This is a genomic window from Streptomyces sp. NPDC005017 (assembly GCF_042873115.1).
Lineage (GTDB): Bacteria > Actinomycetota > Actinomycetes > Streptomycetales > Streptomycetaceae > Streptomyces.
Map to the genome: position 1 here is coordinate 179403 of NZ_JBIALD010000008.1, position 19872 is coordinate 199274.

9 protein-coding genes and 4 pseudogenes are annotated in these 19872 nt (G+C 66.8%); 2 read left to right on the forward strand and 11 right to left on the reverse strand.

What is annotated here, in order from left to right; genetic code table 11:
- Window positions 1–47 precede the first annotated feature (47 nt).
- From ACFYR0_RS14965 to ACFYR0_RS15015, 11 genes and pseudogenes are all read right to left on the reverse strand, one after another.
- Window positions 48–908 (reverse strand): annotated as a pseudogene (locus tag ACFYR0_RS14965) (IS1380 family transposase); the annotation flags it as partial.
- A gap of 123 nt (window positions 909–1031) precedes the next feature.
- Window positions 1032–2793 (reverse strand): annotated as a pseudogene (locus tag ACFYR0_RS14970) (reverse transcriptase domain-containing protein).
- 201 nt (window positions 2794–2994) lie between these two features.
- A complete protein-coding gene (locus tag ACFYR0_RS14975) occupies window positions 2995–4770 on the reverse strand; it encodes a reverse transcriptase domain-containing protein (protein WP_389326776.1) in 1776 nt (591 codons plus the stop codon).
- 1085 nt (window positions 4771–5855) lie between these two features.
- The gene (gene ltrA / locus ACFYR0_RS14980; RefSeq protein ID WP_389326779.1) at window positions 5856–7274 is read right to left on the reverse strand and encodes a group II intron reverse transcriptase/maturase; all 1419 of its coding nucleotides are present in this window, start codon (window positions 7272–7274) and stop codon (window positions 5856–5858) included.
- 618 nt (window positions 7275–7892) lie between these two features.
- Window positions 7893–8401: pseudogene (locus ACFYR0_RS14985) on the reverse strand (transposase); the annotation flags it as partial.
- Between the two features lie 135 nt (window positions 8402–8536).
- Complete coding sequence (locus ACFYR0_RS14990) at window positions 8537–9355, reverse strand: IS5 family transposase (protein ID WP_389326782.1); 819 nt, start codon at window positions 9353–9355, stop codon at window positions 8537–8539.
- A gap of 344 nt (window positions 9356–9699) precedes the next feature.
- Window positions 9700–11205, reverse strand: coding sequence for a DNA sulfur modification protein DndB (locus ACFYR0_RS14995; RefSeq protein ID WP_389326785.1), 1506 nt, complete (start codon window positions 11203–11205; stop codon window positions 9700–9702).
- Window positions 11202–11684, reverse strand: a complete 483-nt coding sequence (locus ACFYR0_RS15000) for a hypothetical protein (protein WP_389326788.1) — start codon at window positions 11682–11684, stop codon at window positions 11202–11204. Before ACFYR0_RS15000 ends, ACFYR0_RS14995 begins: the two co-directional genes overlap by 4 nt.
- Before the next feature lie 574 nt (window positions 11685–12258).
- Window positions 12259–13643: pseudogene (locus ACFYR0_RS15005) on the reverse strand (IS1380 family transposase).
- Between the two features lie 866 nt (window positions 13644–14509).
- Window positions 14510–15838 (reverse strand): class I SAM-dependent RNA methyltransferase, encoded by a 1329-nt coding sequence (locus tag ACFYR0_RS15010; protein WP_389326791.1) that lies wholly within the window; start codon window positions 15836–15838, stop codon window positions 14510–14512.
- Window positions 15839–15991: 153 nt separating this feature from the next.
- Window positions 15992–18040, reverse strand: coding sequence for an APC family permease (locus ACFYR0_RS15015; RefSeq protein WP_389326794.1), 2049 nt, complete (start codon window positions 18038–18040; stop codon window positions 15992–15994).
- Window positions 18041–18490: 450 nt separating this feature from the next.
- Here ACFYR0_RS15015 and ACFYR0_RS15020 point away from each other — a divergent pair, with 450 nt between their 5' ends.
- Window positions 18491–19159 carry a potassium channel family protein gene (locus ACFYR0_RS15020; RefSeq protein ID WP_386387527.1) on the forward strand — a complete coding sequence of 223 codons (669 nt, stop codon included), beginning with the start codon at window positions 18491–18493 and terminating at the stop codon, window positions 19157–19159.
- Window positions 19159–19833 carry a TrkA family potassium uptake protein gene (locus ACFYR0_RS15025; RefSeq protein WP_356690299.1) on the forward strand — a complete coding sequence of 225 codons (675 nt, stop codon included), beginning with the start codon at window positions 19159–19161 and terminating at the stop codon, window positions 19831–19833. Before ACFYR0_RS15020 ends, ACFYR0_RS15025 begins: the two co-directional genes overlap by 1 nt.
- The last annotated feature ends 39 nt before the right edge of the window (window positions 19834–19872 follow it).

Sequence of the window (19872 nt, forward strand, 5' to 3'; positions counted from 1 at the left end):
GTGTGATGGTGCGGGTTGTCGGGACGGTTGAAGTGGCTGGTCAGCCGGGGTTCGGGAGGGGTGTGGAGCCGGTCGATCGCGTGGGTGATGACGTCGGTCCAGGGCCATCGGGTGGTGAAGCGGAGCCAGTGGCGGCGGCCGGTGTTCACGAGCTGAGCGGCGGCGGAGAACAGGCGCAGGCGGAGTTTCTTGGGTTCCCAGCGGCGGGCCTCGCCGGGCGGTGCGAGCATCGGCATCCAGGCGAGGAGGGCGAGCGCGAGGGAGATGATCTCCAGCCAGATCTGGTTCTGGGCGGTGTTGTGCAGGGGCAGGTTGCGCAGGCCGGTGGCGCGGGCGTTTCGGATGCGGTCCTCGCAGCGGGCCCGTCGGCGGTGGCGCAGTTCGAGGTCGGCGAGCTGGCCGCCTTTGGTGTTGGTGGCGAAGCAGGTGAGCCGGTTGCCGTCGATGTCGGTGAAGCGCAGCTGGGCGCCGGGGTGCGGGCGTTCCTTGCGGACGATCAGCCGCATTCCCTTGGGCCAGGTGCTCAGGTCGGGCATGTCGGTGATCTCTGCGACCCAGGCGCCGGGCCGCTCGCTGCCACCTGCGTCGTAGACCGGCGTCCACGCCTTCTTCGGGATCTTCAGCACGGCCTGGTGGATGGCGTCGGTGATGGTCATTCCGACGGAATACGACAGCCATCGTCCGCGCCGGGAGAGCCAGTCGAGGAAGGCGTGGGTGCCGCCGCCGGAGTCGGTGCGGATCAGTGTCTGCCGTCCCCGCCGCAGCCGTTTCGGCAGTTGAGCCAGGGCGAGTTGGGCGGTTTCGATGTGGTCGGCGGCGGTGTTGGATCCCGCGTTGCCGGGCCGCAGCAGGGCGGCCACCGGCTCCCCGGACCCGGCCTGGCCATGGTCGACGAACGCGACGAGCGGGGTACCGGTAGGCCACCGGCGAGGTGCCCGCGCGGAGCGCGGGTCCTTTTCCGGTGGCCCCCGGCCCGAACCGCCCGTGCGGCTTTCACCGCAGGCGGCTCTCCAGTGATCTTCGTGGTTCCGTCAGCGGTCGGTGTGGATGGTGGCGTGACAGGGCTGGCAGGTCACGAGGGACTTGCGCCGTTTCCTGAGCATTACCGTCATCCATGCCGGGTGTGGCTGCCTGCGGGTCGACAGGTCCGTGAGGCTGTGGACGTGGTGGACGGTGATGCCGTCCGTTGCGCCGCAGATCTCGCAGCGCCCGGCGAGGAGCCGGGAGATGAGCTCTTTGCGCCGGGGGGCCGCTCTGGCCGTGGTCTTGTCCACGATCAGGGCGGTTCGCTGTCGTCGCAGCGGAATACCGCCGAACCGTACGACCAGCGCTTTCCTGCCGGGACGCTCGGTGGTGACCTGGAGGCACCTTCGGGGCCCGACCGGGGTGTCGACCTTGGACCGGTACTTGCGGGCCATGGCCGCAACCCTGGTGCGGTGCTTTCCGGCGAGTGTCTTGAGCAGCGATGTCTCCATGACCCAGCGGAGCCGGGACAGGCGGAAGACATCGCTGGCGAGCAGGTAGTACTGGACGATGCCCCGGTACTCGGCTCCGTAGATCCTGATGATGTCCCGGTCCGGGGCACTGAACAGGTCGGAGCGGTGTGCGGGTTTGCCGCGTTTGAGGTAGCGGGAGCAGTTGGCGTTGATCACCGCGATCGGCACGCGGAGTCGGATCACGCCGTTGACGGATCTCCGTCCGTTCGTGACCTTCGTGCTGCTGTGCTGGACGGTGATCTCGTAGCCGAGGAACCGTGCCGCCTGGGAGCGGGCGTGGGTGATCAGGGTCTTGTCCGGCGACAGTTCGAGCTTGAGGTCCTCGTGCAGGAACCGCGCCAGCCGCTTCTTGATCTCCTCGGCTTCGGCCCGGGGGCCGATGAACCCGAGCAGGGTGTCGTCGGCGTAGCGGACATAGCGGAGTCTGCGATAGCCCGGGTCCTGTGGATCCGAGCTGGGCAGCGACCGCAGCCGCTGGCGCAGTTTCCGGAACGTGGCGTCGTCGCCGCGTTCGCGGGCCCTGCGCAATTGCGTAGTACGTCCTGTGGTACTCCCGGCTGGGCCGCCGGGAGTGTCCTCGGGTGTATTCCGGGATGAGGACGTTCTCGATGAAGGAGTCCAACCTGTCCAGGTAGATGTTCGACAGGATCGGGGACGCCACCCCACCCTGCGGCGAGCCGCTGAGGGTCGCGTGATGGATCCAGTCCTCCAAGTACCCGGCGCTCAGCATGTGTCGGACGAGCCGGAGGAACCGGCCGTCGTGGATCTTCGCCGCCAGCGTCGCCATCATGACGTCGTGGTCGAGGCTGCCGAAGCAGTCGGCGATGTCCCCTTCGATGAACCAGGTCGTGCCCTGCCAGGTGTCCGCGATCTTGCGGAGCGCGGTGTGGCAGCCCCGGCCTGGGCGGAAACCGTGGGAGGCGTCGCTGAATGCCGGCTCGTAGTACGCCTCCAACAACAGGCGTACCACCTCCGCCACCAGCTTGTCCGACCACGAAGGCAGGCCCAGCGGGCGGCGTTTGCCGTTCTTCTTCGGGATGTAGACCCGTCGTGCGGGACTCCATCGGAAGCGCTCGTGGCGCAACGCGTCGATGACGCGTCCGATCTTGTCCAGTGACATGCCGTCCACGGTTTCCCCGGTCACCCCGGGCGTCATCGCTCCCTGGTTGGAGTACAGACGCCCGTAGGCCAGTAGATACAGCTGCGGGTTGAACAGTTGTCGATACAGCTCCTCGCACGGCAGGCCGCGCCTGCCGCGTTCACGCAGGACACCCAGCACCGTTTCGGCGCTCTGCATTTCGCATACCTCCCAGACCGGGATGTCCGATCACCTGTGCCCCTTCGCCCTGCGGACGGCGTTACCGTCCTCCCCGGCAGGCCGTGACCCCTGGTAGGGTCGGCCGAGCGGCGAGGTGCCAGCTTGTGAGCTGGTCCTTTTCCGCTCGGCCTCCCACCGAACCCGGCGGGCCCGTTTCCGGGCACCGGGCTCTCCAGCGATTTATGCCGCGTGCGTGACCGGGTTCGCGTGGATCCAGTCATGGCACGGCGCGCAGACTACGAGCGTCTTGCGCCGCATTCTGGCCATGAGTTCGGCCCACGCAGGCCGGTCCATTTCTGGCCGTTCGAGTTCTTTGAGGCCGGCAACCTGGTGCACTGCTACCGTGGTGCCGGCCTCGCAAAGCTCGCATTTCCGTGTCCGGAGCCGCATAAGCAATTCTTTGCGTGGGACACGGGCCGGGACCGGGGCCGGGTCGGTGATGACCGCTCGCCGGTCTTGCCGCAGGATGATTCCGCCGAATCGTGCTACCAGGTCCGGCTTGCCCTTTCGCTTTCGCTTGGCCTCGAAGCAGGTCCTGAGGCCGTCGCCGGTGATGACCTTCGCCTGGTGGCGGGCGGCCATCTTGGTGACGGTGGACCTGTGCTTGGCAGCTAGCGTTTTCAGCATCGATGTCTCGGCGTGCCAGCGCAGTGTGCGCAACCGCCAGACGTCCTGGGCGAGCAGGTAGTAGTTCACGACGCCCCTGTATTCGGCTCCGTAGATCCGTACGATGTCGTAGTCGTGCAGATTCTGGAGCCGAGACCGGTGCCACGGCTTGCCGTGTTTCCGGTAGCGGGCGCACTGGGCCTTGACCGCGTCCGACGGCACCCGCAGCGCAATCTTCCCATTCACCGATCTCCGGCTCCTGGTGATTTTCGTGCTGGAGTGCTGGACGGTGATGTCATAACCGAGGAACCGCGCCCGCTGGCTGCGGGCATGCGTAATCAAGGTCTTGGTTGTGTTGAGTTCCATTCCGAGGGTCTCCCGGAGGAACGTCGCAATCCTGGCCTTGATCTCTTCGGCTTCGGCCTTCGGCCCGGTGAATCCCAGCAAGTGATCGTCCGCGTACCTCACATACTTGAGGCGGCGGTAGCCAGGGTCCATCGGGTCGGTTGACGGGAGCGAGCGCATCTGGTGTTCCAGGCGCCGGGCCTCTGCCCGGTCCCCGCGCCGCCGTGCCCTCCTGAGGTGACTGTCTACCAGTCTGTAGGCGGGATTGGCGGTTCGGAGCGCGCCTCGTGTGTACTGCGGAATCAGTTCCCGCTCGACGAATTCGTCGAGCTTGTGCAGGTAGATGTTGCTGAGGATTGGGGATACCACTCCGCCTTGCGGAACGCCGCTGAGCGTGTCACTGTATTCCCAGTCTTCCAGATACCCGGCTTGCAGCATGTGGCGAATAAGCCGAAGAAGCCGCTGGTCATGGATTTTCTCTGCCAGTATCCCGAGAAGGATCTCATGGTTGAAACTGCCGAAGCAGTCAGAGATATCGCCCTCGACAAACCATGCGGTTCCGGTCCAGGTGTTGTTTATCTCCCGCAGTGCGGTGTGACACCCTCGTCCTTTCCGGAATCCGTGTGAGCGATCGGAGAACCCCGGATCGTAGTACGCCTCTAAAAGTAGGCGGACCACTTCCCCCACTAGCTTGTCAGACCATGACGGAAGCCCGAGAGGGCGGAACTTCCCGTTCTTTTTCGGAATGTAAACGCGGCGGGCGGGTGAGAACCGATACCGCTCCTGCCGCATCAGCCCAATGATCTGTTCGATCTTGTCCTCGGACATACCGTCTGCGGTTTCTTCGCTGGCCCCAGGCGTCATCGCCCCCTGGTTGGAGTAGATGTTCCCGTACGCCAGCAGGTACAACTCCTTGTTAAACATCTGCCGGTAAAGCTGCGTAAGCGGCAGGCCCTTCCTGCCACGCTCGCGGAGAACGTTCAATACCACTTCGGCTTCCTGCATTGCGCATCCCTCATGGCTCTTAACCGTTCATCGCCTGTGCCCCTTCGCCCTGTGGACCGTCATTAGCGGTCACCAGATTGGCCGGACGTTACCCCGACGACTACTGCGGGCACTCCGTCGCCATAAGACTCGCGTCTCTTAGGCGATCCCATGTTCACGACTGCTGTACGTATCGAGCACGACGTAGGCGTCCTGTTCGTCTCCTTAAATGCCCTGACAGGACATCGCTCCTGCGCCCCAGAGGATTGCAGCGGGCAAGTCGCTAACCCACCGCAGGGGCCGGTACCGGTTTCAGGCGTCTTTCCGGCAGGTGCCATATTTCACCTTCTGGAGACTAGGATTCAGGCAATCCAGCTTTCGCCATATCGTGCGGATCCCCCGGCACGCCACCCCGTACGCCTGGGCGTGAACTGCCGGTTTCCTGGCATGCTATTTTCCCCGGCTACCCTTTCGAGGCCGGGTCAGCCATCAGATCCAGAGACAACTCCTCTCGTCCCTGCCCGCTGCGCGGGCGATACACCAGCGCACCTCATGGCGCACCGACTACTACGGGCACTCCGTCGCCTTGGGACTCTCATCCGGTAGGCGATCCCATGTTCGTCTCCGACGTACGTAACAGCGTGAGGTAGGCGCCCTACTCATCCCCTTGAACATCCTGACTGGACGTCGCGTCGCCGTCCGGAAGGTGCAGCAGCCACACCATCAAGCCGCCGCAGACGACGACACCGGCCTCAGACGCCTTGCCGGTGGAGTCTTCGTTGCCTCCGCTGGGGATTGGGGTTCAGGCAATCCAGCTTTCGCCATGTCACGCGGGCCACCTGACGCACCGCCCGCAGCGTCTCGGCACGGCCACCAGTTTCCTGACATGCTCTTGTCCCGTCACCGTTTCCGGATCGGGTAAGTCATCAGGCCCAGGAACCTCCTTCCAAGTCCCTCCCGGCTCAGCCGGGGATACGCCAGTGAGGTCGACCCGGAGCGCGGTACTGGCCTCTCGACCAGCCCGTTTCTCCGGGTCGCCTCCCGAACCCGGCGTGCACCGCTAAGCGCACCGGGCTCTCCACAAGTCCCGTGAGTCGGTGTTCACTTCATGCCGTGCTCGGCCATGGTGTCGGGATGCGTGTTCCCCGGTAGTAGTAGCGCTTGGCGCTCACTCTTGCCGGATCGAACAGTTCCATCCCGCCCTCGGCGGGCCAGATGCCGTAGCGTCGGCGCAGTACCTTCCAAGGCACGCGCTTGTGCTTGCGCTCCTGCCATCTGATGATCTCCTTCCAGAGGTAGGCCCTCAGATAGCTGAAAGTCGCGTTCGAGCATCCGTACTTGAAGTACGCGGTCCAGCCCCGCAGCATCCGGTTGAGCTGACGCAGCAGGTCTTCGAGCGACAGGTTCATGCTCCGCCGGCAGATCGTCTTCACCTTGGCCATGACGGCCGCCAGGGCTTTCTTGGCCGGATAGACGTAGACGTACCGTTTGCCGGTGCCTCGTTTCCGGTGGCGCTGGATGCACCAGCCGAGGAAGACGAGGCCCTCGTCGATATGGGTGATCAGAGTCTTCTCCGGGGACAGGCGCAGGCCCATCCCGGAGAGGACCCCGGCGAGTTCTTCCCGCAGGGCTTCGGCATGCGCTTCGGTGCCAGAAACGAGCAGGCACCAGTCGTCCGCGTACCGCACGAGGCGGTAGTTCGGCAGACCTTGACGGCGCCGCTTTGCCCTTCCATACGGGCTGGCTCCGGGGCCGCCCGGACCTTGGGCGATATGCTCGTCCAGGGCCGAGAGAGCCACATTGCTCAGCAACGGGGAGAGAATCGACCCTTGCGGAGTCCCCGCGTTGGTATCCACCAGCGTGCCGTCCTCGTCGAGGATACCCGCCTTCAGGAACGCCTTCACCAGATCCAGGACGCGTTTGTCTCCGACACGTTCCCGCACCCGGTCCATGAGAGCCGAGTGCGAAATTTCGTCGAAGCAGGCTTTGATGTCACCCTCAACAACCCACTCATACGAGCGGGATGCGAAATGGTGCACCTCAGCCACTGCGTCATGAGCCCGGCGATTCGGGCGGAACCCGTAGGAACACGGGAGGAAATCCGCCTCGAAAATTGGCTCCAACACCAGTTTCAAGGACGCCTGGGCAACTCGGTCACGGATGGTCGCGATTCCCAGGTAGCGGACCTTGCCGCCAGCCTTGGGGATCGCGCGCCGCCGGGCCGGGAGGGGCCGGAAGGTGCGGGCTTTGAGATCTTCCCGTAGTTCCGAGAGGAACCCTTCCAGCCCACGCACGGACTCAATGTAGTAGGCGGTCTCGCCGTCCACTCCCGCCGTGCGCGCGCCCTTGTTGTTCCGCACCCGGTCCCAGGCCACCAGCAGGAAGCCCGGGTCCGCAGCGAGGTTGTACAGATCATCGAACCTGCGATGAGGGTCATCACTGGCCCAACGGTGCAGCTTGGTCTGGATTTCCAGTACCCGGCGTTCCGCCTTGAGTAAGACGTATTCCAGTTCGTCGGTATTCACCAACGGCCTCCCGGCATTCCAGCATCCATACTGCCGACTTGCTGGCCCCCTTCGCCATGCGCGAACCTCTCGTCCGCTCGGACTACTACGGGGCCTCCGCCCCGTCCCGCGCCTTCAACAGACGACGTATCTATCCCACCGGCCCGAATGGATTCCGGGCCAGGGGAACAACGCGGGACGGTTCCCGTGTTCACGGTGAATCGATCGATCAGTCCGGCATCCAGCTTTGCCCCGGCAGCATCGCCACGGTTACGCCGCAGGCTTTCACCGTGGCCTCCCCACCGACACGCCAAGTCGGCTACGGAGTCAGTCCGTTCAGTTAACGGACTGTGCACTGCAACCCGGCCCATATCCACCAGATTTGAGCCGGTGCCACGCTTACGGAGCTTTACCACTGGTTCCTCTCGTATGCCCTCTGATCTCGCTCGCCGGACCCGGCCCGTCTGGTAGTTCCGAGCAGTCCCGGCTTTGTCAGCGCTGCTTCCCGCCCTTCCCGGCGTCTCCCGGGTCGGACTGCGCTCAGCTCCCACCAGGCTGCTGCGACAGCCTGGCGAGGAGGTCTTGCACCTCCTTCGATTCACCGCGCCTCACGGCGCACGAGCGCCTCATGGCGCACTGATGGCCGAAGGTCTTCTTCCAGGTCGGGGTGGCGTCCTGCTTCTCGGAGTGTGCGAGCACCAGCACGCCGTCGATGTCCACGATCACCTGGCCGTTGGCGGCCGGACTGCTCTCACCGGCCAGCTCCCAGACTCGCTCGCGCACCTCGGAACGTGCACTCCGGATCGCCGAGGGGGTCTTGGGGCCGGACGCGGCGAGCACGTCGATGAGACGGGAGACCGTCGGATCGGAGGCCACCGGGCCGAACACAGCCGGCTCGGCCCGCACCATGCCGACGTCGGCCAGGCAGTCGCCGCCGAGTGCGACGGCCATGGCCACATCCAGCAGGATCTTGCCCGGGTCGTGCACCGCTCGCGGCTTGCGCCAGGCGTGAGTGCCGCCGATATCGCGGTGTCCAGGCCGGACTTGCGGACCGTCTCGACCAACAGCACCGACCCGGACTGTGAGACCACCCCGCGGCCACCGCCCTCGACACGGACACGTGGGTACGACCCGCTACGCTTCTTCACCTGGAGAGTGCTTCTTTCCTTGCAGCTGACAGGACCCTCGACAAGTCCCATCGTTGCAGGTCAGCAGCACTCTCCACTTATTTGATCAAGGCGTGGACGAGCGCGCTCATGAAAGCGCGAGGCTAAGGGGTCCTTTCAAATAGCTGGGATCTTGCGGGCGAGGGTCATGCAGTGGGCGATCTGTAGGAGGGCCTCGTGCATGTCGTCTCGGGTTTCCCAGCGGGTCCGTAGGCGGCGCGGGCCGTGGAGGCAGGCGATGGCGGACTCGGCAACCCATCGCACCCGACCCAGGCCCGAGCCGTGCGGTTCACCGCGCCGGGCGATCATCGGGACGATGCCGCGCTCGCGCAGACGGCGGCGGTAGCTGTCGTGGTCGTAGCCGCGGTCGGCGTACAACGCCCGGGGCTTGCGCCGGGGCCGGCCCCGTTTGCCACGCACCGGCGGTACGCCGTCGACCAGCGGCAGCAGCTGGGTGACGTCGTTACGGTGTCCGCCGGTCAGCGACACCCGCAGCGGGGTGCCGTGCCCGTCGGTCAGCACGTGATGCTTCGAGCCCGGCCGCGCACGGTCAACCGGACTCGGGCCGACTTTTGGGCTGCTTCGCCCCCGCTTGGCCGGCACGTGCGAGGCATCGACGGTGACGCGAGAGAAGTCCAGGCGGTCCGCCGCTCGAAGCCGGTCCAGCAGCACGCGCTGGAGTTCCTCCCACACCCCGGCCTCCTGCCATTCGGTCAGCCGCCACCAGCAGGTAGAACCAGAGCCGAAGCCCAACTCCTGCGGTAGGTACTCCCATTGGATACCGGTGTACAGGACGAACAGCACACCCTGCAGCGTCTTGCGGTCATCGATCCGCTTGCGCCCCGGGTACCGAAACCGCCGCTCATGCTTCGGCAGCAGCGGCTCGATCACCGCCCACAACTCGTCGCTGACCTCCCACGGCTTCCGCCGTGTCATGGTCACCCCCACACAGCACGGGACCACATAGATCTCCACCGTGCCACAACAAGATCTTTCTGCAAGGACCCCTAAGTCGAGATGGTCTCATCACGCGGGGATGCTGACGCCCGACAGCAGATGGGCCCTCAGTTGCGAAAAATCTGCAACTGAGGGCCCATCTGTGAGTCGGCCCATCTCCGCCGGACTGCGGGGTCCTCCGCGACCCCAGGGGCGTGAGGCTGTCCCTGGGGGTTTCACCAGCCGATCCAAGGCGGGATCCGCGGCGGTGGCCCTCAGGTACAGCAAGGCTGCGGGCTAAGGGTCGACGGCTACTAGATCAGCGTCGACCGGGGCGTGGGTGTCTAGTTGGTGGGCTCGGATTCGCCACTAGTGAGGTCGGTCCAGGTGTCGGACAGGATCTTGTTCTCGACCTGGCTGATGTGCGCCGGGGTGTTCGAGGCTGCCGCTGCGACGACGGTCTCCCCAGTGCTCTTGAGCTTCACCGTCTTCTTGGTGCCATTTTTCTCCTGCAGACAGCCTGTGATCCGAATCCAGTGCCGGCGGTCACGCCGCCAGTCGATGGCAGCCAGACGCTGCTTGAACTCGTCAAAGGACACCGCCGGAGTAGGCACCGACTGTTCCGCGATGATCTCGGTGAACCTCTTCACCAACTGCTCAGTCGTGTCGTCTCCAGTTGCAGTCTCCTTCTGCATCGCGTCCATGATCGGCCCGAGTTTGTCGCGCCGCACCTGGTTGTAGGCCAATGCGAGGGCCTTGAGGGCGAACGCCCATCCATGGACGTACAGCCGTCGGTAGGTGTCGGCCTGCTTGGTGTCGCTCCAGGCGCCGCCGAATTGACCTTCCAACGTTTGCAGGAACTCGCGGCAGTACGGCAGCACCGCCTCGATGTGGTGGTGCTTGATGTGCTCGCGCTTGCGGTTGCCGTGGGAGATCACGTTGAGCAGCATCTGTTCGAGCGTCGATGCGTCGACGATATTTTGCACCGCGGTGAGCGTGGCTCCCGTACTGCGGCCATCGGCGACGCGGTTCTCGAAGATGGTGCCCTTGACTGCCTGGTTGCGCAGCTTGGCCAGGGCGGACGAGGTGTCGAAGGTCGCCACCAGGTTGGTGTTCTTCTTCGTGCCGCGTCCATTGCGATCTGCGAAACTCTGGGCCGCCGCGTCGACGTCAACCTTTAGTTCGACCTCAAGGGTCACGAAGAAGGTGTCAAGTGCACCGTTCTGGAGAGCGAGACGATTCTGCGCTGCCTCGAAGAGGGCTGCGGTCTGGGTCTGTCCGTCGGCCTGCATGATGGGTCGTTTGGGCAGGTAGATCTCGCCGTAGAGGGCAGCCGGGTTCGCTTCATCGAATGCGACGAAAATGGGCTGAGGGTCCTCCTCGAACTCCTCGACCGACTGCCATCCGGTGACGGTAGGCAGGTATGCGACCCGCTCACCGCGGACGGCCTCCAAGATGTACCGACTGAAGTCACCACGGTTGGCGGCCTTCGCGCCCTTGAAGTCGCTCTGCGTCTTGAGGTGGGCGGCCTTCATGCCGTTGGCCTCGTAGTCGACAGCGCGTGGCGGATCGGAAGGGTTATACCTTACGAGGTCCGTAAACTGCCGCAGGCTGGGATGGACTGTGACGCAGATGCGGTATCCGTCCTCCGCACCTTTTAGGCACAGAGTGCCGCGGATAGCATGCCGCTTCTCACTCTCATGCTGGAAGCGGTAGCGATGCTGCTCGAAGTTGGCTCGTGCCTCCTCGTCAGAGCTGACACGCAGGATGCGCAGGCCCCGGTACCTCTCATCCTCGGGGATGTCGTCGGTGTTGATCAGCTTCTGCTGAATGATGAACGGCGTACTCATGGCGTCTCCTGCTGGTGGGGCTCGGCCCCCGTCGAGGCGAGCAGCCCGGACTGGCGGGGAATCTCGGGAAGCGATGTGGGTTCTGCATAGGTCGGGATGCCGCCTGCGTGGGCGAGGACGGGCGGCAGAGCGACTAGCTCGATCGAAAGGTTCAACCTTTCAACGGTGTAGACGATCTCGGGTTGAAAATCGAACGCTGCGATGACGCCACGGATTAAGCAGTCGCTGCCGGCGGCTTCCTCAGCCCGGCGCGCCATGGCCACATAGACCAGGATCTGTCCAAGCGCCTCGTAACTCGCACTGATCTTGAACTCCCACAGGCGAGTGATGTTGCTCCGATCGATCGTGCGCATGTCCGCGCGCACGGCCGTGCCGTCGTAACTGTTCTCCCGCGCGATAAGCAGCTCGCCTGGACGGTGCTGGGCCAGTTCCGAAGCGTAGTAGTCCCGCACTCTGCACTCGCGTTCATGCAGCACCACCCGATCTCGCGTCATTGCGTCCAACTCTCGGCTCGTCAACCCCTGCCTCGAAGAGGTTAGTTGACACCTCGTCAGTCTGCAAGTAAATCTCGGAGATGCAAGAGGGAACCGCCGAGACGACTGCGTGCACGCACAGTTGAACATCCACCGGCAGCCTGAGTGATGCACTGCGCCCGGACTCCACCCTCCGCAGAGGCCGCGGCCTCCGTTCTGTCCGGTGGCGAGACTCATCAGAGCGTGGCGGGTGTCGGTGCGTCGTTTCCGATCGCGCCTGAGGACATGCGACAGCCTCAACCGGTGAGGGCCGGCGCTGTGTTGAGTCTGGGGCGCTTCAGTACGACCTCTGACTCCCAAGCCCTTCCAACGAAATCCGAAGCTGTCCAGGGACTTCGGCAACCTCCGAAGGCGCCTAGCCTCGATCTCTCGTGACGGGTCGTCGGATTCTCCGGCGGCCCGTTTCGGTTCGTCGGACTGTTCGCGGGCATGGTGAGGTCCCGGCTGTCGCGACGGGTGGGCGCCAGGTTCCACGGCACCGGTCGGGGTGGCGCTGCTCGTAGGGACGGGAAGCTGCTGGTCAGCCAGGGTTCGGCAGGGCCGCGAGCCGTCGCACGGCTTCGGTGATCACGTCGGTCCAGGGCCAGTGGTTCGCGAGGCGGAGGATGCGACGCCGGCCGGTGGTGACGACTCGGGCGGCGGCGGAGAACAGCCGCAGCCTCAGGCGCTTGGGTTCCCATAGCCGGGCGGGGCCGGTCAGAGCCAGCATCGGCAGCCAGGCCAGCAGGTCGAGGGCGATCTGGACGATCTCCAGCCAGAGCTGGTTCTGCGCGGTGTCGTGGAGAGGCAGGTTGGTAAGGCCGGTTGAGCGGGCGGTGCGGATGCGGTCCTCGGCGCGGGCCCGCTGGCGGTGGCGCAGTTCCAGCGCCGCGATCGCGGCGTCCTTGGTGTTGGTGGCGAACGCCGTCAGGCGCATGCCGTCGGCATCGGTGAACCGCAACTGGGCGCCGGGATGCGGGCGTTCCTTGCGGATGATCAGCCGCATGCCCTTGGGCCAGCCGTCCAGTACGTCTCCGGCGAGTTCGGCGACCCAGGCACCGTCACGGATGTGGCCGCGCGGGTTCGACGGCCGGGGTCCACGCCGAGGCGGGGATCTTCAGCACCGCCTGATGGATCTGCTCGGTGATGGTCATGCCGACCGAGTACGACAGCCACCGGCCGCGCGCGGTGAGCCAGTCGAGGAACTTGTGGGTACTTGCCGGCGGAATCGGTGCGGATCAGGGTGTGCCGACCGCGCCGGAACTTCCTCGGCAGCTGGGCCAGCGCCAGGCGGGTCGTCTCGATGTGGTCGGCGGCGGTGTTACTGCCCGCCCTGCCCGGCCGCAGCAGCCCCGCGACCGGCTCTCCGGTGCCGCCGCCTGCGTGGTCGACGAAGGCCATGAGCGGATGATGCCCATAGGTCTTCTTCCAGGTCCGTGTGGCGTCCTCCTTGTCGGAGTGGGCCAGCACCAGTACGCCGTCGATGTCCACGATCACATGCCCGTCGGCGTGCGGAGCATCGGACCCGGCCAACCGCCAGATGCGGTCGCGGACTTCGGCCCGCGCGGTTCGGATGGCGGCCAGTGCCCGAGGGCCCGCTGCGGCGAGCGTGTCGACCAGGCGGGAGACGGTCGGGTCGGAGGCCACCGGCCCGGAGAGGGCCGGTTCGGCCCGCAGCATCGCGACATCGGCCAAACAGTCCCCGCCCAGGGCGGTCGCGAGCGCAAGGTCCAGCAGGATCTTGCCTGGGTCGTACACCGCCCGCGGCTTGCACCACGGCGCCATCGCCTGATCCAGGCCGGTCTTGCGGACCGTCTCCACCAACAGCACGGCACCGGCCTGCGAGACCACCGCACGGCCGTTGCCCTCGACTCGGACAGGCGGGTACGACCCGCTTGGGAGCGCTTCTCTCTCGGCGACGAACAGGACCCTCGACAAGCCCTATCGTCCCAGCTCAGAGGCACTCCCCGCTTATTTGATCAACCCTCGGACGGCCCTCTTCATGAAAGCCCGAGGCTAGATGGTGGCCGCTCTGACCTAGGCTGACCGATCCGTAGATACGGATCAGAAGGTGGCCGTGCCACTCTCGTGCACATCCACGCCTGTCGAATGCGCGTCGAAGTCGCCGGGCTTCTGATCGCGGCAACCTGATGAGGCCAGGTCAGAGGCCATCCTCTCGTGAACCGGCCCAGCCCCTCCTAAGCGCCCACTCCATTCTTCGCTCCCTCACCTGCCGTGCCCCTCAACGGCCCACGTCAGAAGAGCAAGGCAGCCTCGCCTCGCTTTGCCGACCACCCCTGACAGGTCTGAGATCCCGGATGCCGGCGACATCACACCGCCGCACAGGTGACGATCGAGTTGCATCAGTAAACGGTCAGTTCCACATCCTTCCGATGAACGAGCGAGCCGCACTTCTGTTCTGGGAAGCCGTCGGTACCCCCCACCCAGGGAGCCACGCGGGAACCCTCCTGGGGCTCACGCCCCGGTCGTGAACGCGCCTCAACCCGTCCAACGAGGAGCACCGCACGGTCTGCAAGCGATCGACATCGGCGACATCCACGACCGGCGCATACGAGGCACGGCGGGGTGACTATTGACCCTCGGGATCAGCGAAGAGAGCCGCCGACCGACCCGCTCAAAGCCGGGTTGGTCGGCGACCTTCCCGCACCTGATTACTCGTCAGAACATGCGTCAAACGTGCGTCAAACATACGCCGCATGCGTCAAACATGCGTCAAGGTATCGCCCGTAACGCCCACAGCGCACATAACGCACACCACCCGAACCTGCAGGTCAGGAGCCCTTTCCGGCAGGCTCAAGGATCGCCACACACTCCACATGATGCGTCATCGGAAACAGATCGAACGCCCGCAGCATCCGCACCCGGTACCCGCCCTCCCCGAAGTACGCGATGTCCCGTGCGAGCGCCGCCGGGTCGCAGGCCACGTAGGCGATGCGGCGGGCGCCGAGGGCGGCGAGCTGGGCGACCGTCTTGCGGCCGGCGCCCGCGCGGGGCGGGTCGAGGACGATGAGGTCGACGTCGGTGATACCCGTGCGGGGCAGGATCGCGTCGACCTTGCCCTGCTCGACGCGGACGCGCGGGAACTCGGCCAGGTTGTGCCGGGCGTCCTCCACCGCGCGCTTGCCCGACTCGATGCCGAGGACCGCGCCCTTCTCGCCGATCCGGTCGGCGAGGGCGCCGGCGAACAGGCCGACGCCGCAGTAGAGGTCGAGGCACATGTCGCCCTTGCGGGGCAGCAGGCCCTGCATGACCGCCGTGACGAGCGTGTCGGCGGCCTTCGGGTGGACCTGCCAGAAACCTCCGCTGCCGACGCGGTGGGTGCGGCCGTCGGCGCGCTCACGGACGAACGGGCGGCCGTGGACACGGTGGACACCGCCGTCCTTCTCCTCGACCCGCATCACGGAGACCGGCTTGTCCAGCTCGACCAGGGGCAGCCGGCCGCCCGGCCGCGGCGTGAGGATCACCTGGCGGTCCTGAGAGCCCGTGGCCGCGATGGCCTCCACCGACTCCATGCCGGTCCAGTCGCGCTTCTCCACACCCAGCTCGCTGACGCCCTCGGCGGCGATCATGCAGTGGTCGACGCGCTCGACCTCGTGGGAGCGGTGGCGGCGCAGGCCGGCGTGGCCGTCGGCGTCGACGGCGTACTGCACACGGGTGCGCCACTGCGGTACCTGCCCGGCGGGCAGCTTGTCGCCCTCGGCGGGCATCACCGTGCCGTCCCAGCCGACCTGCTCGGGGGTGAGGCCCGCGAGCCGCTGGAGCTGCTCGGCGATCACCTCGCCCTTGAAGCGGCGCTGGGCGCCCGGCTTGGCGTGCTGCCAGTCGCAGCCGCCGCAGCGGCCGGGGCCGGCGTAGGGGCAGGGCGCCTCGACGCGGTCCTTGGACGCCGACAGCACCTCGACGGCGTCCGCGCGCAGGAAGCGGTCGCCCTCCTCGCCCTCGGTCACCCGGGCGACGACCCGCTCGCCGGGCAGCGTGTGCCGTACGAACAGCACCTGCCCCTCGGACGTACGGGCGATGCAGTGCCCGCCGTGCGCGACGGGTCCCACCTCGACCTCGTACTCCTCGCCCACCAGCGACTTCTTCGGTTCTGCCTGCATGGCGGGTGACTCCAGATCGGGGAAGGGTACGGCGGGACGGCGGACGGCCCGCGGACAAGGGACGACGGACGCCCGTGCTCGCGGGACACTCGCGGGACAACAGCCCACCAGTTTACGTCGTCCGGGGCGGCGTACGGGCCGCCCCGGAATCCGTCATTCCTTGCCGGTCGACTCCTTGGGCCGCTCCTGCGCGGGCCCCCTGCGCACCGAACCCGGCGCGTTCCACTCCGACCGCTTGCGGGCGCGCTGCTTGGCGGCCTCGGAGGACTCGAGCTGGTAGGGGACGGAGGTGACCATGATGCCGGGCGTGAAGAGCAGCCGGCCCTTCAGGCGCAGGGCGCTCTGGTTGTGGAGCAGGTGCTCGTACCAGTGGCCGACCACGTACTCGGGGATGATCACGGACACCGCGTCCCGCGGCGACTCGCGGCGCAGGCTCTTGACGTACTCGATGACCGGCCGGGTGATCTCGCGGTAGGGCGAGTCGAGGACCTTCAGGGGGATCTCGATGCCGCGCCGTTCCCACTCGTCGCGCAGCGCCTTGGTCTCGCCCGGGTCCACGTTGACGGTGAGCGCCTCCAGGGTGTCGGAGCGCATCAGTTTGGCGTAGGCGAGGGCGCGCAGGGCGGGGCGGTGGATCTTGGAGATCAGGACCACCGAGTGCACGCGGGAGGGGCGGACGCTGTCGTCGCTGGGACCCTCCGGGGCGGCGAGCTCCCGGGAGACGTGGTCGTAGTGGCGGCGGATCGCGGACATGGTGACGTAGAAGATCACCATGCCGAGCAGGGCGACCCAGGCACCGTGGGTGAACTTGGTGACCAGGACGACGACCAGGACCAGGCCGGTGAAGAACGCGCCGAAGGTGTTGATCGCGCGGGAGCGGACCATGTGGCGGCGCTTGCCGGGGTCACGCTCGGTGGCCAGGTGGCGGTTCCAGTGCCGGACCATGCCGATCTGGCTCAGCGTGAAGGAGACGAACACGCCCACGATGTAGAGCTGGATCAGGCGCGTGGAGTCGGCGCCGTAGATCCAGACCAGCAGCACGGCCGCGCCGGCGAGGAGCACGATGCCGTTGGAGAACGCCAGCCGGTCGCCGCGGGTGTGCAGCTGGCGCGGCAGATAGCGGTCCTGGGCGAGGATCGAGCCGAGCACGGGGAAGCCGTTGTAGGCGGTGTTGGCGGCCAGGAACAGCACGAGGGCGGTGGCGGCGGCCAGCACGATGAACAGGAAGCTGCCCGCGCCGAACACGGCCTCGGCGACCTGGGAGATCACCGGGTGCTGGATGTAGTCCGGGCCGACGGGTACGCCGTTGTCGAGGAGGTCCTTGGCGGGGTTCTCGGCCATCCGGACCTCGGACACCATGGCGAGCGCGATGATCCCGCAGAACATGGTGGTGGCCAGCAGGCCCATCATGGCCAGCGTGGTCGCGGCGTTGCGGGACTTGGGCTTGCGGAAGGCGGGGACGCCGTTGGAGATGGCCTCGACGCCGGTGAGAGCCGCACAGCCGGAGGAGAAGGCGCGCAGCAGCAGGAAGACGAGGGCGAAGCCGGCGAGGCCCTGGTGCTCGGGCTTGATCTCGTAGCCGGAGGTCGGTGCCCGCAGGGTGTCGTCCAGGACCAGGCCCTTGAAGGCGCCCCAGGCGATCATGATGAAGACGCCCGCGACGAAGACGTACGTCGGGATCGCGAAGAGCGCGCCGGACTCCTTCACCCCGCGCAGGTTCATCAGCGTCAGGAGCACGATCACGGCGATCGCGCAGAGCACCTTGTTCTCCACGACGAACGGGACGGCGGAGCCGAGGTTCTCGATGCCTGAGGAGATGGAGACGGCGACGGTGAGGACGTAGTCGACCAGCAGGGCGCTGGCCACGGTGAGGCCCGCCTTGGGCCCGAGGTTGGTGTTCGCCACCTCGTAGTCGCCGCCGCCGCTGGGGTACGCGTGGACGTTCTGCCGGTAGGAGGCCACCACCGTGAACATCAGCACGACGACGGCGGCCGCGATCCAGGGGCTGAAGTGGTAGGCCGACACACCCGCGATGGACAGGACCAGCAGCACCTCCCCGGGGGCGTACGCCACGGAGGACAGCGGGTCGGAGGCGAACACGGGAAGCGCGATGCGCTTCGGCAGGAGCGTTTCTCCGAGCCGGTCGCTGCGCAGTGCGCGCCCGATCAGAATCCGCTTGGGCACGTCGGTCAGTTTGGACACAACAGAACATCGTAAGGGTTCGAACAGCAGCCCGCCCACCGGCCCACCCGTAACACCCGCGCGCCAGTTCACGGCGGGTGCCGGGGCGTGTCGCGGGCGGGCCGTGCCCCCTCTGCCTCACGGGTGAAATCGGCCTCCGGTCCCGCAGGGCGTGGCCCCGTCGCGAGCGCCCCCATGCCTATATGACAAACCCGCCCCTCCCCGCAGCCGGCCCAGGAGTCCTCATGTCGTCCGCCGCAGAACTGATCGGGGCGAGCGCCACGCTCGTCGCCCTCGCCGTCCTGACCCTCGCGAGCGTGCGCAGCATCAGCCGCCGCTGAGTCGGTGGCACGCCGACCGGCACGCCCGTGCACGGGGGTGCCGCCCGCGGACCGTGCGTGTGTAGCTTGGGCGGCGGTCTGAGACCCTGTTCAAGCCAAGTCAACAACTCGTGACACCGGAAGGACGGTCGTGCACATCGTCATCATGGGCTGCGGCAGAGTGGGTTCCGCTCTCGCGCAGACCCTGGAGCAACAGGGGCACACGGTCGCGGTGATCGACCAGGACCCCACCGCCTTCCGTCGCCTCGGCTCCTCCTTCGGCGGCCGCCGGGTCACCGGCGTCGGCTTCGACCAGGACACCCTGCGCGAGGCGGGCATCGAGGAGGCCGGGGCGTTCGCCGCCGTCTCCAGCGGTGACAACTCCAACATCATCGCCGCGCGTGTCGCCCGCGAGATGTTCGGCATCGAGAACGTCGCGGCCCGGATCTACGACCCCCGCCGCGCCGAGGTCTACCAGCGTCTGGGCATCCCGACGGTGGCCACCGTGCGGTGGACGGCCGACCAGATGCTGCGCCGGCTGCTGCCCTCCGGGTCCGAGCCCCTGTGGCGCGACCCCACGGGCGGCGTCCAGCTCGCCGAGGTGCACGCGTCGGACGACTGGGTCGGTCACAAGATCAGCCGCCTCCAGGAGGAGACGGGTGTGCGGGTGGCGTTCCTGACCCGGCTCGGCGAGGCGATGCTGCCCACGTCGCAGACGGTGCTCCAGGAGGGGGACCTGGTCCACGTGATGATGCGTGCCGACGAGGTGGAGAAGGTCGAGGCGGCGTTCGCCGAGGGTCCGAAGGAGGGCGGTCACTGATGAGGGTCGCCATTGCCGGTGCCGGCGCGGTCGGCCGGTCGATCGCCGGTGAGCTGCTGGAGAACGGCCACGAGGTCCTGCTGATCGACAAGGCGCCCACCGCCATCTCGGTCGAGCGCGTCCCGCAGGCCGAGTGGCTGCTCGCCGACGCCTGCGAGATCACGTCCCTGGACGAGGCCGCGCTGCAGCGCTGCAACGTCGTGATCGCCGCGACGGGTGACGACAAGGTCAACCTGGTCGTCTCCCTGCTGGCCAAGACGGAGTACGGCGTCCCGCGCGTCGTCGCCCGCGTCAACAACCCCAAGAACGAGTGGCTGTTCAACGAGTCCTGGGGCGTGGACGTGGCCGTGTCCACCCCGCGGCTGATGTCGGCCCTGGTGGAGGAGGCGGTGAGCGTCGGCGACCTGGTCCGGCTGCTGCGCTTCAGCCACGGCGACGCCAACCTCGTGGAGCTGACGCTGCCGGAGGAGTCGGCGCTGGCCGGCACCCAGGTCGGCGCCGTGGAGTGGCCCGAGGACACGTCCCTGGTCACCATCATCCGCGGTACCCGCGTGCTGACGCCGTCCAAGGACGACTCCCTGGAGGCGGGTGACGAGCTGCTGTTCGTCGCCGCGCAGGCGCGCGAGGAGCAGCTGGAGGACCTGCTGTCGGTGCGGCGCGACGACACCGACTGACGTCTCCCGGGAAGACGGGTGGACGCGAAGGGCGCCCCG

Bases quoted from the DNA above. Each gene is read 5' to 3' on its own strand.
- ACFYR0_RS15010 (WP_389326791.1), bottom strand. From the start codon at position 15,838: ATGCAGGCAGAACCGAAGAAGTCGCTGGTGGGCGAGGAGTACGAGGTC.
- ACFYR0_RS14975 (WP_389326776.1), bottom strand. From the start codon at position 4,770: ATGCAGGAAGCCGAAGTGGTATTGAACGTTCTCCGCGAGCGTGGCAGG.
- ACFYR0_RS15025 (WP_356690299.1), top strand. From the start codon at position 19,159: ATGAGGGTCGCCATTGCCGGTGCCGGCGCGGTCGGCCGGTCGATCGCC.
- ACFYR0_RS14995 (WP_389326785.1), bottom strand. From the start codon at position 11,205: ATGAGTACGCCGTTCATCATTCAGCAGAAGCTGATCAACACCGACGAC.
- ACFYR0_RS14990 (WP_389326782.1), bottom strand. From the start codon at position 9,355: ATGACACGGCGGAAGCCGTGGGAGGTCAGCGACGAGTTGTGGGCGGTG.